The sequence below is a fragment of the Corynebacterium ciconiae DSM 44920 genome (genome assembly GCF_030440575.1).
GTDB classification, from domain to species: Bacteria; Actinomycetota; Actinomycetes; order Mycobacteriales; family Mycobacteriaceae; genus Corynebacterium; species Corynebacterium ciconiae.
Genome location: NZ_CP047189.1, coordinates 2134606 through 2150142 on the forward strand (window position 1 = coordinate 2134606; position 15537 = coordinate 2150142).

9 protein-coding genes, 1 tRNA gene, 3 rRNA genes and 1 pseudogene are annotated in these 15537 nt (G+C 57.9%); 5 read left to right on the top strand and 9 right to left on the bottom strand.

What is annotated here, in order from left to right:
• Nucleotides 1-672 precede the first annotated feature (672 nt).
• Nucleotides 673-1392: an Ltp family lipoprotein gene (locus CCICO_RS09345; protein WP_018020506.1), complete on the top strand. Its 720-nt coding sequence runs from the start codon at nucleotides 673-675 to the stop codon at nucleotides 1390-1392.
• Nucleotides 1393-1687: 295 nt separating this feature from the next.
• Nucleotides 1688-2230 (top strand): annotated as a pseudogene (locus CCICO_RS11395) (MFS transporter); the annotation flags it as partial.
• 169 nt (nucleotides 2231-2399) lie between these two features.
• On the opposite strand, the gene CCICO_RS09350 reads toward CCICO_RS11395, so the two are convergent.
• From CCICO_RS09350 to pgm, 4 genes are all read right to left on the bottom strand, one after another.
• Nucleotides 2400-2472: transfer RNA gene (locus tag CCICO_RS09350), tRNA-Ala, on the bottom strand.
• A gap of 148 nt (nucleotides 2473-2620) precedes the next feature.
• Nucleotides 2621-3331 (bottom strand): DsbA family protein, encoded by a 711-nt coding sequence (locus CCICO_RS09355; RefSeq protein ID WP_018020507.1) that lies wholly within the window; start codon nucleotides 3329-3331, stop codon nucleotides 2621-2623.
• 65 nt (nucleotides 3332-3396) lie between these two features.
• Nucleotides 3397-3891: a MauE/DoxX family redox-associated membrane protein gene (locus tag CCICO_RS09360; protein WP_244264024.1), complete on the bottom strand. Its 495-nt coding sequence runs from the start codon at nucleotides 3889-3891 to the stop codon at nucleotides 3397-3399.
• A 169-nt stretch (nucleotides 3892-4060) separates the two neighbouring features.
• Entirely contained in the window at nucleotides 4061-5716 is a 1656-nt protein-coding gene (gene pgm, locus CCICO_RS09365) for a phosphoglucomutase (alpha-D-glucose-1,6-bisphosphate-dependent) (protein WP_018020509.1), read from the bottom strand.
• Nucleotides 5717-5980: 264 nt separating this feature from the next.
• On the opposite strand from pgm, the gene CCICO_RS09370 reads away from it, so the two are divergent.
• The 3 genes from CCICO_RS09370 to CCICO_RS09380 are packed head-to-tail and all read left to right on the top strand — an operon-like array spanning nucleotide 5981 to nucleotide 8065.
• Entirely contained in the window at nucleotides 5981-7396 is a 1416-nt protein-coding gene (locus tag CCICO_RS09370) for an alanine/glycine:cation symporter family protein (protein ID WP_018020510.1), read from the top strand.
• Nucleotides 7397-7439: 43 nt separating this feature from the next.
• Nucleotides 7440-7754, top strand: coding sequence for a CrcB family protein (locus CCICO_RS09375; RefSeq protein WP_083878357.1), 315 nt, complete (start codon nucleotides 7440-7442; stop codon nucleotides 7752-7754).
• Nucleotides 7730-8065 (top strand): fluoride efflux transporter FluC, encoded by a 336-nt coding sequence (locus CCICO_RS09380; RefSeq protein WP_018020511.1) that lies wholly within the window; start codon nucleotides 7730-7732, stop codon nucleotides 8063-8065. Before CCICO_RS09375 ends, CCICO_RS09380 begins: the two co-directional genes overlap by 25 nt.
• On the opposite strand, the gene CCICO_RS09385 is transcribed toward CCICO_RS09380, so the two are convergent.
• The 5 genes from CCICO_RS09385 to murA form a co-directional block, all read right to left on the bottom strand.
• Nucleotides 8058-8504 (bottom strand): DUF2871 domain-containing protein, encoded by a 447-nt coding sequence (locus CCICO_RS09385; RefSeq protein ID WP_018020512.1) that lies wholly within the window; start codon nucleotides 8502-8504, stop codon nucleotides 8058-8060. The two genes, CCICO_RS09380 and CCICO_RS09385, sit on opposite strands and share 8 nt — an antisense overlap.
• Before the next feature lie 83 nt (nucleotides 8505-8587).
• Nucleotides 8588-8704, bottom strand: a 5S ribosomal RNA gene (rrf, locus tag CCICO_RS09390).
• 86 nt (nucleotides 8705-8790) lie between these two features.
• Nucleotides 8791-11886 (bottom strand): 23S ribosomal RNA (locus tag CCICO_RS09395).
• A gap of 327 nt (nucleotides 11887-12213) precedes the next feature.
• A 16S ribosomal RNA gene (locus CCICO_RS09400) occupies nucleotides 12214-13741 on the bottom strand.
• Together the 16S, 23S and 5S rRNA genes form the textbook arrangement of a ribosomal RNA operon.
• Nucleotides 13742-14255: 514 nt before the next feature.
• Nucleotides 14256-15530 (bottom strand): UDP-N-acetylglucosamine 1-carboxyvinyltransferase, encoded by a 1275-nt coding sequence (gene murA, locus CCICO_RS09405; RefSeq protein ID WP_018020439.1) that lies wholly within the window; start codon nucleotides 15528-15530, stop codon nucleotides 14256-14258.
• Between the last annotated feature and the right edge of the window lie 7 nt (nucleotides 15531-15537).

A 15537-nucleotide genomic window follows, 5' to 3' on the forward strand; every position in this document is an offset into this window, starting at 1 on the left:
GGCCTTTGAACTCGGCTCAGCAGAACTAGACGGCCACGAGATCAAGCGCACCACGCCCCGCGCCTAAAAAGCGGCCTGTTTGTGGGGACCTTCTGGGCTGCACTGGGATGTTCTCGGTATGCCACGCCTGGGCCGGCTGCAGTGGGCTATGCCCTAGTGGCCTGCTTCTTGTGGGATTCAGCGGTATCTCCGCCGCCACTGCCTCCACCCTGATTCGACTGGCCACCCTCGCGATGGTGGCGTGGATCTTCGGCGGCAGCAAAAACAGCGATCTTTTTCCCTTGAATTGACTACGCGGCTGGTGGCTGCTCAGCGCCTTCTAGGAAGACGTGATGCTGCCCGCCCACGCCCGCCGCCCCTCTTCTTTCCAGACGTGGTGACAGCGCACACAAGCGCGATCAGACCCAGACGAGCGTCCGCCTGTTCGATAAGAACCGCCCAGATACCTGTGGTGTTCGACTCACACGACACGAGGTGTCCGAGCGTCGTGCTTACATAACTCTTAAGCAACAGCAATCGTCGAGAGAGAGGACCGCTATAGCCCCACCACTACCCCGCTAAAACACCCTTTCCCTTCCACCGGCGTCGATTACAGCCGTCTATCTCATCGACTCGCGGTGGCCCCTCGGCCCGTCCTGGGCCGCCTACTCACGAAAGATTTATACACCCGCCATGACCAATCAGTTCCCTCCCCAAGGACAAGATCCGAACAACTCCCACCCGCCGCAGAATGGCCAGTTCCCGCAGGGCGCGCAGCCGCAGAATGGGCAATACCCGCAGGGCCAGTTCCCGCAGGGCGCGCAGCCCCCGTACCCGCCGCAACCTCCCCAGAAAAAGAAGAAGGGGTGCCTCGTGTGGGGTGCGATCATCGCAGCGATCCTGCTGCTCGTAGGCGCTTGCTCCGCACTATTCAGCGATAGCGATAGCGACACCACTGCGACCAGCGACACCTCCAGCACGGCAGCAGCAGAGAGCACTACCGCCGACGACCAGGACGCCGAGGAAGTCGCCACGGAGGATGTTTCCGAGGAGAATGCCCCTGCCGATCAGCCTCCGGCTGAGGAGAAACCAGCAGAGCAGGATGTGCCGCGGGAACACCGGAACGCTTTGACGAAAGCAGAGTTTTATTTCTCGCAGCTGAACATGTCCAAAGCTGGCATCTATGAACAGCTCACCTCGGAATATGGCGAGAACTTTCCGCCGGAGGCCGCCCAGTATGCGGTGGATAATCTGGATGCGGATTACAACAAGGCAGCTCTGAAGAAAGCGGAGTTCTACTACACGGAGATGTCCATGTCCCTCGATCAGGTGTACGAGCAGTTGGTCAGCGAATACGGCGAGCAGTTCACTCCCGAAGAAGCCCAGTACGCAGTGGACAACTTGCAGGATTAAAAGCATTACCGCAGGGCAGTCAGTCTTTTGTGACATCGGGGCACCTAGCGTGAAAGCCCCGCCCGCATCACTGGAGACTGGCTGCCGTTGTGGAGCGCAGACCACAGCACCCCCACGCTATTTATCACAGGTGTGAAATTCTCGTTCTTATCTTCTCTCTGAGCCATCCAATCGACAGGCTAGATGCGAGAAAAGACAAGGACGAATCCCCATGCCTGCACACGTAGACGCCGAACGACGTCGGCAGCACGTATTGGTGTGCCTCTCGGTACCTGGATAGGCGGAAACGTTCGGGTGGCGGGCAAGTTTTTTGAGCATAGCTCTGGCGGGCTGTGTCGTGCTCTGCCGCATAGCCTTCACCCTGCCTCGTGATGAGGATAGCGATGACACTGCCGGTCTCGGGGAGCAACTGCGCATTATTCGACGACTGCCGGTGTCTCTGGGCCTCGCGGCCAATTGCGTGCTCATGACCGGCTCAACGATGATGCTCACCTACCTCGGCCCCTACCTCAGCGCGACTACCACCAGCGACATCACAGCCCGCGCCATCTCGTTTAGCTTCTCCGGTTTCGCGGGAATGATCGGTATCTGGTGTGGCGGCATAGCCACCGACTCTCTCGGGGCAGACCGAACATTGCTGATAGGAATCGGCACCATCATTGCCTCGATGCTTGCGCTGTGGATTCTGTGGCTTGAGCGTCCGGCATCCCCACCGCTCGTCATCGCCATCGTGTGCTTGTGGGGAGCAATGGCGTTTGGGAACTCACCCGCCATCCAAGCTCGCCTGTATCACCTAGCGGGGCCAGCATCCGAACAAGCACTAGCGTTGAACACCTCGGGCTCGTATCTCAGAGCCTCCTTCGCCTTCATCGCGGTGATCCTCTTGGCCTGGGCCGCACAGTGTTCAACACAGCATCACCGCGCTGACTGGCCCCCGCTCGGCGGACAATTAAAAAACACACACCCTGCGACTCAATCGATGAGAAGCAGGGTGTGTGTTTATCTAGTGGAGCTAACGGGACTCGAACCCGTGACCCCCACACTGCCAGTGTGGTGCGCTACCAGCTGCGCCATAGCCCCTTGGACGTTCTATAACTTACACAGCCCCGTTGATCTTAAGCAAATCAGCTGTTCACACCCACTTTTCCTGCCTGCTGCTCGCGGTGGGTGAAAACACACAAGGCGGCACCATTCCGTGCCGCCTTGCTGCTATCTACCGCTTCGATAACTATTTGCCTACGAGGTCCTTGACCCAGTTGTCGTTGGGCAGCAGTTCCTCGCCGTCGTGGATCACGTGCGGGCTAGAGACCTTACCGGTCTCCTTCTCCAGCTTGGATGCGTTGGCGGTGCTGATCTCGTCGTAGTCACCGCGCTCCGACTGCTTCGAGATGGAATCACGCAGGCTCTTGTCGGCGCCCACTTCGCCAGCGGCGTCGGCGAACTGATCCGGTTCCCAGGAGTACATGGCGTTCTGGTTATTCATCAGATGCGAACGGAAGTTCCAGTACTCGTTGGCCTTGCCGGCCTTAGCGAGGGTGTAGGCGGAGGTGCCTGCTTTGCTCGAGGCGCCATCTTGGCCGCGGTCGAGGAAGTTCAGCGAGCGGATATTCACCACGAGGGTGCCGTCCTCGATGGCCTTAAGCATGTCCTCATCGGAAGCCTCGGCCAGCTCTGCGCAGTGGGGGCAGGAGTAGTCTTCGTACAGGTCCACCTCGGCGGCGTCGTCTTCGGTTGCATCGCTCGTGAGGCGGATGGCGTTGTCCTCAACCTCCACGTTGATGGAAGTGTCCACGGTGTTCGCCGCGATCTCGGCCTTCTTGTCATTGCGGCCTTGGATCACGATGTAGCCAACAACGACCGCAATGATCGCCAGCAGGGCGACAAGCGCCCAGAGGAAGCCCGAGCCCTTGTCATTAGGGTTCTTAATCTTATTGCTCACGAGGGGATCTCATCTTTCACGTTGAGTGGTTGTTCTCGGGTGGGTGCCCCGAGGGAATACGTCTTTTAGGGATACAGTGCCCAACGGCGGAAGGGGTTACACCACACGATCGCCGCTAGGGCCATGAACGCCAGATCTCGCAGGATCTCGAGCGCGTAGGTAGTGCCGGTGACGCTATCATCTACTCCACCACCACCAAAGCAGCCGCAGTCGATTGTTAGGCCACGGGCCCACGCGGAGGCGATACCGAGAATGAACACCACGAGCAGCAGCGCTGACAGCGCCGCGGCGGGACGCAGGAAAAGCCCGAGCAGCAGCATGATCCCGAGGATTAGCTCCACGGCGGGCAGCGCCACACCAATGATGTTGCCCATATCCCAACTCACCAGCTCGTAGGCGTGAACCGCCTGGGCGGAGGCCATGGGGTCCGATATTTTCGCCGCCCCGCTGACTATCCAGATGCCTGCCAAGACAAAACGGGCGCATGCTCCCACAACGGGCAAGCTGAGTAGTCCCGTGAAACCTCGACGTGGCGCGGGCTGGTGTTGAGTGGTGGTCACAGCCTTGAAGGTACTAAAGCGACACAGTCGGATAAAACCTGGTCGGGTGTTTTCAAGGGGATTCACAGCATACTGACAGCTACCAGGGGTGGGCATTTCACACACATCCACCGGCCACGCCGCGCAGGGAGCAACCGGTGGAGGTGGACGTCGATAAGCGTGCCCAGTCTTAGCCGAGCACCTCAGAGACCAAAGCCTGTGCCTCGGCCTGAACCTTCTTGAGATGCTCCTCGCCTTGGAAGGACTCGGCGTAAATCTTGTATTTGTCCTCCGTGCCCGAGGGTCGAGCAGCGAACCATGCAGATTCGGTGGTCACCTTCAGCCCGCCAATGACGGCATTATTACCGGGAGCCTCAGTGAGCTTGCTGGTGATGGGTTCGCCGGCGAGCTCCGTGGCGGTCACATCCTCGGGGGAGAGCTTCTTCAGCACCGCTTTCTGCTCTCGGTTAGCGGGGGCATCGGTGCGGGCATAGGTGGGTGCGCCATAGGTCTCGGCGAGCTCCGCGTAGCGCTGCGAGGGGGTCTTGCCGGTCACAGCAGTGATCTCAGAGGCGAGCAGGTCGAGGATGATGCCATCCTTGTCCGTGGACCAGACTGTGCCATCGTGACGCAGGAAGGACGCGCCGGCAGATTCCTCGCCGCCGAATCCCACAGAGCCATCGATGAGCCCGGGTACGAACCACTTAAAGCCCACCGGCACCTCCACGAGGGTGCGGCCGAGCTCGGCGACCACTCGGTCGATCATGGACGAAGACACCAAAGTCTTACCCACAGCCGTATCGGCAGCCCAGTTGGGGCGGTGCGCGAAGAGATAATCGATAGCCACCGCGAGATAGTGGTTGGGGTTCATCAGCCCGGCGTCGGGGGTGACGATGCCGTGGCGATCCGCGTCGGCATCGTTGCCGGTGGCGATGTCAAACTTGTCGCGGTTATGCACCAAGGATGCCATCGAGTACGGCGAGGAGCAGTCCATTCGGATCGCTCCATCGGCGTCGAGCGTCATGAACCGCCAGGTGGCATCTACGCGCGGGTTCACCACGGTGAGATCCAGCCCGTGCTTCTCCGCGATCACGCCCCAGTAGTCCACCGAGGCACCGCCCATCGGGTCCGCGCCGATCCGCAGCCCCGAGTTTTTGATGGCCGCAAGATCCACCACGTTCGGCAGATCATCGATGTAGGTGTTCAGGTAGTCATAGGTGCCGGCGCGATCATCCAGCACCCCGCTGACCGGGGTGCGCTTTACCCCCTGCAGCCCTTGGGCCAGTAGCTCATTGGCACGGTCAGCGATCCAGTCGGTGGCGCCGGTATCGGCGGGGCCACCATTGGGCGGGTTGTACTTGAAGCCGCCATCGCGGGGAGGGTTGTGCGAGGGGGTGATCACGATACCGTCGGCACGCTTCGGATCGGTGCCCGTCACCCCGCCAGAGAGGCTGCGATTGTGACGCAAAATGGCGTGGCTGACTGCCGGGGTGGGGGTGTAGCGCCCCGCGGCGTCGACAAGCACATCCACCTCATTAGCCAGCAGCACCTCGAGTGCCGAGATCATCGCCGGCTCGGACAGCGCGTGGGTATCGCGACCGATAAACACCGGCCCGCCGATCTTTTCCTTTACGCGATAATCCACAATGGCCTGGGTGGTGGCCAGAATGTGGTGCTCATTGAAGGCCGTGTTCAGCGAAGAGCCGCGGTGACCAGAGGTACCAAACACCACCTGCTGATCCGGATCGGAGGCGTCGGGGGTTCGCGTGTAGTAGGCGGCGACCAGCTCGGCGATATCAATGAGATCGGAATCGAGGGCGACCTTGCCCGCGCGCTCATGAACCATAGGGAAATCAGTCTCCTTGGTTGTTGTTAACAGTGAACGATCACTTCCATCATCCTCCCTTTTTGGCGATCGCGCAGCGGCCTGCCCCACACTCCCGCTGCGTGGCACCCCCGAAACTATGCAGCCTGAGGAAAAAATACGCTTCTTAGTTACCTAGGACACACATAAGGAGTAAGCTGAGCACACTTACGGTGTACTCAGGTTGCGTTCAGGCGTAGATTCCGGGGCGCCACCACCCTGATCAGTTCTACCGAAGGGAGAACAATGGATTCATTGCTCGAGATCCTCAGCAAAATCGGCGGCTTCGTATGGGGCCCCTTCCTCCTGATCCCGTTGCTCTTGGGCACCGGCTTGTTCATGACGATCCGCCTCGGCGGTCTGCAGTTCCGCAAGCTCGGCGTGGCTCTGCGCCACGGGCTCTATGACAAGGGCGAAGAGGGCAAAGGCGATATCAGTAACTACCAGGCCCTCACCACGGCCCTGGCAGCCACGGTGGGCGTGGGCAACATTGTGGGTGTGGCCACGGCGCTGTCGATTGGTGGCCCCGGCGCATTGTTCTGGATGTGGATGACCGGCCTGGTGGGCATGGTGTCGAAGTATTCCGAGGCCTTCCTCGGTGTGCGTTTCCGTGTCACGGATGAAAAGGGCGGTCAATCCGGTGGCCCGCAGCAGTATTTGAAGCGCGGCATCAAGGGGCCTTTGGGCAAAATCCTGGCATTCCTCTTCGCCTTCTTCGCTATTCTCGCTTCCTTCGGTATCGGCAACCTCACCCAGGCAAATGCTGTGGCCACCGGCCTGGAAGATAGCTTCAACATCGATCCGATGGTGACCGGTATTGGCATGTTCGTGCTCGTCGGCACCGTGCTTCTCGGCGGCATCCAGGCCATCGGTCGAGTTACCTCCGCCTTCGTCCCGCTCATGATCATCATCTACATCGTGGGTGCGGTCACCGTGCTCGTGATCAACGTCAACGAGATCCCCCACGCCCTGGCGCAGGTCTTCACCGACGCCTTCACCGGCTCCGCCGCCACCGGCGGTTTCGTGGGTTCCTCCATCCTGGTGGTGCTGCAGATGGGTGTGGCACGCGGCATCTTCTCCAACGAATCCGGCATGGGTTCCGCCGCCATCGCTGCCGCGGCCGCCAAGACGAACCACCCGGTGCGCCAGGCTCTGGTGTCGATGACCCAAACCTTCATCGACACCATCATCGTGGTTACCTTCACCGGCCTAGCAATCATCACCACCGGAGTGTGGACCCTCGGTAAGGACGAGGCCGGCAGCATGACCGCCCGCGCCTTCGAAACCGCCCTGCCCGGCCAATGGGCGGGAACCATCGTTAACGTCTCGGTAGCGTTCTTCGCCTTCTCCACCATCATCGCGTGGTCCTACTATGGCGAGCGCTGCGTAGAGTCTCTCGTGGGCTGGCGCGGCTCTCTGCCCTACCGCATGATCTTCACCGTGGTCGTGTTCATTGGTGCCGTCAGCCACCTCGAAGTGGTGTGGACGATCTCCGACATCGCCAACGGTCTGATGGCCCTACCGAACCTGGTGGGCATCCTCATCCTTTCCGGCCTCATCGCGCGTGAGACCGCGGCCTATCTGCGCTTCGACCCGAAGCTGAAGGCCACCGACGAGCAGGTGCGCCAATTCCGCATCGACTCGAAACTCGACTGGGTATAACCCCCGCAAGCCATAACACTTCGACTACGCTCCTAGAAGTGTTATGGCCTTATATCTTTTAGCCGGCTCAGGCGCCGCACTCGGCGCACTCAGCAGATGGCTACTTTTAGGAGCAGTCGACTCTCTCTGGACGCTGCTGTTCATCAACGCTCTCGGCTCCTTTGCCCTGGGCGTGCTCACCCGCCGCGGTGCCTCTCCGTTCTGGACTACAGGCTTCTGCGGCGGGTTTACCTCATTCAGCGCCTATATGGCGATCGCGACCGCAGATGTTCGCTACGCCGCTCTCACCGTGGTGGTGTGCGTAGCCTGCGCCTATGTGGGATTGAGGGGCTCATGCTTATCGACGCCCTCACGCTAGCCACCGGAGCCTTCCTCGGCGGTGCGCTCCGCGCCTGGTGCTCAACGCACTTGCGGCAACCCTGGGGCACGCTCAGCGCCAATGCGGCAGCGACTTTCCTGCTCGGACTCGTCACCGGCGCCCCGCTGCAGGATTGGCTACTGCTGATTCTCGGCACCGGTGTCGCTGGGGCTTTGTCTACTTGGTCCACCTTGGCTAAAGAAATAGCCACCAGCCTCCAGGAGCAACAGTGGAGACTAGCGGCTGTGACGATCACTGCGCACCTCTTCGTGGGCACGATCGCGTGGTGGGCAGGAACGATGATTATGTAGCTGGAGCAGACGAGCTGCGTTGGGTGCGCTCGAAGAGCCGCACGCGTTGTTTCACAATCATCAACAGGAGAATCAGCGCCACAGTCATCAGTATGTGGCCAATGCCGGAGATACCAGCCAGCGCCGCGGGGTATTCCCCTGTTGGGTTGAGCACCTGCCAGCTGCCCTTAATGATCATGTGGGCGATCATCCATGTCAGCGCCACCGTGTAGGTGATGAAGAAGGCCGTGAAGCGCCGATGGGTATCAATCGATATGGACGCGCTGAGCGCGATGAGGACGAGCGGTACGATCACGCCGAGTACGAGGGCGTGGGTGTGGACGGTGGATAGTTGAGTGTCACCGTCGTAGTCGTGAAGGCGGGTAAATTCGCGGTAGTAGACGCCGGCGATGAGCCCGATTCCGAGGTACACCGCCGCGAGAGTGCTGAGTTTACGCATAATCAGCGATTTTAGCTGGGTATGGAAAAAGAGAGAAGGCGCACCGGGTGGGGTGTGCCTTCTCTCTGTGTTGTGTAGTTTTAGGTCGGCGGTGACTTACTCTCCCACACCCTCCCGGGTGCAGTACCATCAGCGCTGTCGGGCTTAGCTTCCGGGTTCGGAATGGGACCGGGCGTGTCCCCGATGCTATAACCACCGACACATCTATAGGTGTGTTTGGGTGTGTTGTTTCAGATACTGTGTAGTGGACGCATGCGGCTTATAGCGTTTGGTTTTTTGGTTTGTGGTGTGTTTTTTGTTGGTAGGTTAGTACCAGTCACCTCGAACACATTACTGTGCGTCCAGTTCTGGCCTATCAACCCCATAGTCTGTGGGGTACCTCAAAAGAAACCTGGTCTTGAAAGGGGCTTCCCGCTTAGATGCTTTCAGCGGTTATCCTGTCCGTACGTAGCTAACCAGCCGTGCTCCTGGTGGAACAACTGGCACACTAGAGGTACGTCCGTCCCGGTCCTCTCGTACTAAGGACAGCTTTTCTCAAGTTTCAACGCGCGCGGCGGATAGAGACCGAACTGTCTCACGACGTTCTAAACCCAGCTCGCGTGCCGCTTTAATGGGCGAACAGCCCAACCCTTGGGACCTACTCCAGCCCCAGGATGCGACGAGCCGACATCGAGGTGCCAAACCATCCCGTCGATATGGACTCTTGGGGAAGATCAGCCTGTTATCCCCGGGGTACCTTTTATCCGTTGAGCGACACCCAATCCACGATGAGGTGCCGGATCACTAGTCCCTACTTTCGTATCTGATCGACATGTCTGTCTCACAGTTAAGCTCCCTTGTGCACTTACACTCAACACCTGATTGCCAACCAGGCTGAGGGAACCTTTGGGCGCCTCCGTTACTTTTTGGGAGGCAACCGCCCCAGTTAAACTACCCACCAGGCACTGTCCCTAACCCAGATCATGGGCCAAGGTTGAGATATCCGAATCGGTCAGAGTGGTATTTCACCGTGCGACTCCACACCAACTAGCGTTAATGCTTCCACGTCTCCCACCTATGCTACACAAACCGACCCGAACACCAATACCAAGTTGTAGTGAAGGTCCCGGGGTCTTTTCGTCCTGCCGCGCGTAACGAGCATCTTTACTCGTAATGCAATTTCACCGGGCCTGTAGTTGAGACAGCAGGGAAGTCGTTACGCCATTCGTGCAGGTCGGAACTTACCCGACAAGGAATTTCGCTACCTTAGGATGGTTATAGTTACCACCGCCGTTTACTGGGGCTTAAATTCTCCGCTTCGACCCCGTAAGGGTCTAACAGGTCCTCTTAACCTTCCAGCACCGGGCAGGCGTCAGTCCGTATACATCAACTTCCACGTTTTCGCACAGACCTATGTTTTTAGTAAACAGTCGCTTCCCTCTAGACTCTGCGACCACCACCCCGCCACACAGTGACAGGGTAGGGTCCCCCTTCTCCCGAAGTTACGGGGGTATTTTGCCGAGTTCCTTAACTACAGTTCACCCGCTCGCCTTAGTATTCTCTACTCGATCACCTGTGTCGGTTTGGGGTACGGGCCGGTTATATACATCGCTAGAAGCTTTTCTCGACAGCGCAGGATCACCACCATCCCCACCAAGTGGGTACGTATCACGCCTCACCCTTAAAAGCGGCCCGGATTTACCTAGGCCACGGGCTGCGCGTTTACACCAACACAACCAACGGTTGGCGTGGCTACCACTCTGTGTCACTCCATCACTTGACTACGACAGATCAGGCCCCACGCATCCTCACACACCACACACCACAAGGCATGTGACATATGATTCAGGGTGGTTAGTATCACTGCATCATCATTGGTCGCATACAACCGGGTACGGGAATATCAACCCGTTTGCCATCGACTACGCCTGTCGGCCTCGCCTTAGGACCCGACTCACCCTGGGAAGACGAGCTTGACCCAGGAACCCTTGATCATCCGGCGGCAAGGATTCTCACCTTGCATTCGCTACTCATGCCTGCATTCTCACTCGCACACACTCCACCACTGCTTCCGCTATGGCTTCACCGTCGTGCACGACGCTCCCCTACCCAACAACACACACGGTGTTGCTGTCGTGGTTTCGGCGGTGTACTTCAGCCCCACTACATTGTCGGCGCAGAACCACTCGACCAGTGAGCTATTACGCACTCTTTCAAGGATGGCTGCTTCTAAGCCAACCTCCTGGCTGTCTTCGCGATCCCACATCCTTTTCCACTTAGTACACTCTTAGGGGCCTTAACCGACGATCTGGGCTGTTTCCCTCTCGACTACGAAGCTTATCCCCCGCAGTCTCACTGCCACGCTATAACATTCACGGTATTCGGAGTTTGGCTGATGTTGCTAAGATGATAGTCCCGCTCAACCAACCAGTAGCTCTACCCCCGCAAAGAAACACGCAACGCTGCACCTAAATGCATTTCGGGGAGAACCAGCTATCACGGAGTTTGATTAGCCTTTCACCCCTACCCACAACTCATCCCCTCAGTTTTCAACCTAAGTGGGTTCGCGCCTCCACAACCTCTTACAGCTGCTTCACACTGGCCATGGGTAGATCACTCCGCTTCGGGTCCAGGACACGCCACTAAACACACTAGTTAGTATTCGCTTTCGCTACGACTACCCCACAACACGGGTTAACCTCGCGACATGCCGCTGACTCGCAGGCTCATTCTTCAAAAGGCACGCCATCACACCACCACGGGTGCTCTGACGGATTGTAGACACACGGTTTCAGGTACTATTTCACTCCCCTCCCGGGGTACTTTTCACCATTCCCTCACGGTACTAAATACACTATCGGTCACGCCAAGTATTCAGGCTTACCGGGTGGTCCCGGCAGATTCACAGCAGATTCCACGAGCCCGCTGCTACTCGGGAACACGCACACAACCATCAGCACATGCGTTCGGCTACCGGACTCTCACCGTCTACGGTAGGTGATCCCACACCACTTCGCCTCACACACACCAACAATCGAGATGACACGGCAGTATCACCAACACACATGCCCCACAACCAGCCACACGCAACCCCTGCCGAGTATCACACGCATGACTTTTAGCCATCATCCGCTTTCGTTCGCCACTACTCACAGAATCACTCTTGTTTTCTTCTCCTACGGGTACTGAGATGTTTCACTTCCCCGCGTACACCCCCTATGCGGCTATACATTCACCACAAGGAAACACACACCACCACAGCAGCATGCGCTAGGTTTCCCCATTCGGACACCCTCGGATCAACGCTCGATTGACAACTCCCCGAGGACTATCGCGGCCTTCCACGTCCTTCATCGGCTTGACGATGCCCAGGCATCCACCGTGCGCCCTAAATAAAAAACAGACACACAAACAATCAAAAAACACTAAGAACAAACACAATAAAATTGCTCGCGTCCACTATACAGTTCTCAAACAACACACACACCACCAACCCCACCACCACAAAGCAGCAGAAGTCAGCCAGTGTGCCCAAACAAACAAGACAACCATGTTGCCTCAGACACCCAACAATGCACCAGCTTCACAAACGTTTCATCAACATGCTCGTCAACCACACATCCACGCAGCACACGCGCCATAAACAATCATGCGTGTTCCATACAGGAAATTTTTTTAAAAAAATACAAGCCGTGTCACAACAACCATGACACTTAAATAAGCTCCTTAGAAAGGAGGTGATCCAGCCGCACCTTCCGGTACGGCTACCTTGTTACGACTTCGTCCCAATCGCCAATCCCACCTTCGACCACTCCCCACCACAAAGGGCTTGGGCCATGGGCTTCGGGTGTTATCAACTTTCATGACGTGACGGGCGGTGTGTACAAGGCCCGGGAACGTATTCACCGCAGCATTGCTGATCTGCGATTACTAGCGACTCCGACTTCATGGGGTCGAGTTGCAGACCCCAATCCGAACTAAGACTGACTTTCAAGCGATCCGCTCACCCTCACAGGCTCGCATCGCGTTGTATCAACCATTGTAGCATGTGTGAAGCCCTGGACATAAGGGGCATGATGATTTGACGTCATCCCCACCTTCCTCCGAGTTAACCCCGGCAGTCTCTCATGAGTCCCCACCATCACGTGCTGGCAACATAAGACAAGGGTTGCGCTCGTTGCGGGACTTAACCCAACATCTCACGACACGAGCTGACGACAACCATGCACCACCTGTGAACAAGCCAAAAAGGAAAACACATCTCTGCGCCGATCCTGTCCATGTCAAGCCCAGGTAAGGTTCTTCGCGTTGCATCGAATTAATCCACATGCTCCGCCGCTTGTGCGGGCCCCCGTCAATTCCTTTGAGTTTTAGCCTTGCGGCCGTACTCCCCAGGCGGGGCGCTTAATGCGTTAGCTACGGCACAGAAACCATGAAAAGTCCCCACACCTAGCGCCCACCGTTTACAGCATGGACTACCAGGGTATCTAATCCTGTTCGCTACCCATGCTTTCGCTCCTCAGCGTCAGTAACTGCCCAGTAACCTGCCTTCGCCATCGGTGTTCCTCCTGATATCTGCGCATTTCACCGCTACACCAGGAATTCCAGTTACCCCTACAGCACTCAAGTAATGCCCGTATCGCCTGCACGCCCGAAGTTAAGCCCCGGGATTTCACAGACGACGCGACAAACCACCTACGAGCTCTTTACGCCCAGTAATTCCGGACAACGCTCGCACCCTACGTATTACCGCGGCTGCTGGCACGTAGTTAGCCGGTGCTTCTTCTATACCTACCGTCACCAAAAGGCTTCGTCGGTACCGAAAGGAGTTTACAACCCGAAGGCCTTCATCCCCCACGCGGCGTCGCTGCATCAGGCTTGCGCCCATTGTGCAATATTCCCCACTGCTGCCTCCCGTAGGAGTCTGGGCCGTGTCTCAGTCCCAATGTGGCCGATCACCCTCTCAGGCCGGCTACCCGTCGACGCCTTGGTAGGCCATTACCCCACCAACAAGCTGATAGGCCGCGAGCTCATCTTGAACCAAAAAAATCTTTCCACCACCGACACTAAACGATGGTCCTATCCGGTATTAGACCCAGTTTCCCAAGCTTATCCCAGAGTCCAAGGCAGATCACCCACGTGTTACTCACCCGTTCGCCACTCGAGTACCCCAGCAAGCTGGGGCCTTTCCGTTCGACTTGCATGTGTTAAGCACGCCGCCAGCGTTCGTCCTGAGCCAGGATCAAACTCTCCACAAAAAACCAAAAACAACCACCACAAAACGCGGCAGCCGAATCAGTAAAAAGCATACAAGCTTACATGAAAAGCCCAATACACTAGCAAAAAAACAAAAAACAAAAAAAGGGGCAGAATCCGACGAGGAAAACCCACCCCCAAAAAATCATCAACACACACTGCACAAAAAATACAGCACACGCATCAAATCACATGCGACCAAACAAACCCCAATCACAAGGGCACCTGACCCACACACAACCAACACGCACACCACACAAACATGCAGCACACATCAACAAAACAAAGCTGGCACACTATCGAGTTCTCAAACAACACGCGCACAACCAATCGAGTCAGATTACTGACTGTCTTAGGAGGCTTGGTATCAACGCTGTTTTCTTCCCGCCACTCTTCGTTGTGTTCTCACAACGTGGGGCGCTGTCGGTCGCGCTGACAGGAGATAAATCTACATAGATCGCTAGATACACGCAAATCCCCTGCTAGGAGGGGATTTTTCGGGAAGTTTATAGCGGGTTAATCCTTGGCATGACGCGAAGCCGACACTCGAGTGATGCTGGCACCCAGCTGATTCAAGGTCTCCACGAACTGCGGGTAGCCCCTATCGATATGGAAGACATCGTGTACCTCGGTTACCCCGTCCGCGCAGAGTGCCGCGAGCACTAGCCCTGCCCCAGCTCGGATATCGGAGGACCACACCGGAGTGGAGCTGAGCTGCTCTACGCCGCGGACCACGACGTGATGCCCATCCACCGATGTGTCCGCACCCAGCCGCTGCATCTCATCGACAAAGCGGAAGCGAGATTCGAAGACATTCTCCGTAATTACGCTCATGCCTTCCGATACCGCCGCCAAGCCGATGGACATCGGCTGCAAGTCGGTGGGGAAACCGGGGAATGGAAGGGTTTGGTAGTCCACGGCCGAGGGGCGACCATCCATGCGCACACGGAATCCGGTGTCGTAGGTTTCCACCTCGGCGCCGGCAATCTTCAGCTTTTCTAGCGCAATGTGCAGCGCCCGCGGGTTGATCCCGCCGACGGTAATGTCACCGCGAGTCATTGCTGCGGCGTAGGCCCAGGTTCCTGCCACGATGCGGTCGCCAATAACCTCGTGCTCGGCGGGATGCAGCTTGTCCACGCCGTCGATGGTGATGGTGGAGGTGCCTTCACCCGTGATCTGGGCACCCATCTCCTTCAGGAGCACGCAGAGATCCACGATCTCCGGCTCGCGCGCCGCGTTGTCCAACACAGTGCGCCCCTCGGCGAGCACCGAGGCGGTGAGAATGTTCTCGGTGGCACCGACGGAGGGGAAGTCCAATTGGATATAGGAGCCGTTGAGAGCATCCGCCTCCGTGACTACACATCCGTGCTTGATGTAGGTGCGCGCCCCGAGCTTCTCCAGTCCAGACTGGTGCATATCGAGGGGGCGGGAACCGATGGCATCGCCGCCGGGCAGGGCCACCACGGCTCGCCCGCAGCGGGCGGTCAAGGGCCCGAGAACGCACACGGAGGCGCGGAATTGCCGCACCGCATCAAAGTCCGCGTTGCTCTGGGGCGCCGCGGGGGTGCTAATGCGCACGGTGGATCCATCAATCTCCACGGTGCAGCCCAGCCCCTCGAGCACATCACGCATGAGCGGAACGTCCAAGATCTCAGGACAGTTGGTGAGCGTCGTGGTGCCCTCAGCCAGCAATGCAGCGGCCATGAGTTTGAGCACGCTGTTCTTCGCGCCGTGCACTTTCACAGCGCCCTGCAGCCGGGCGCCACCTTCTACCAAGAAATGTTCTTTCACAGTGCAC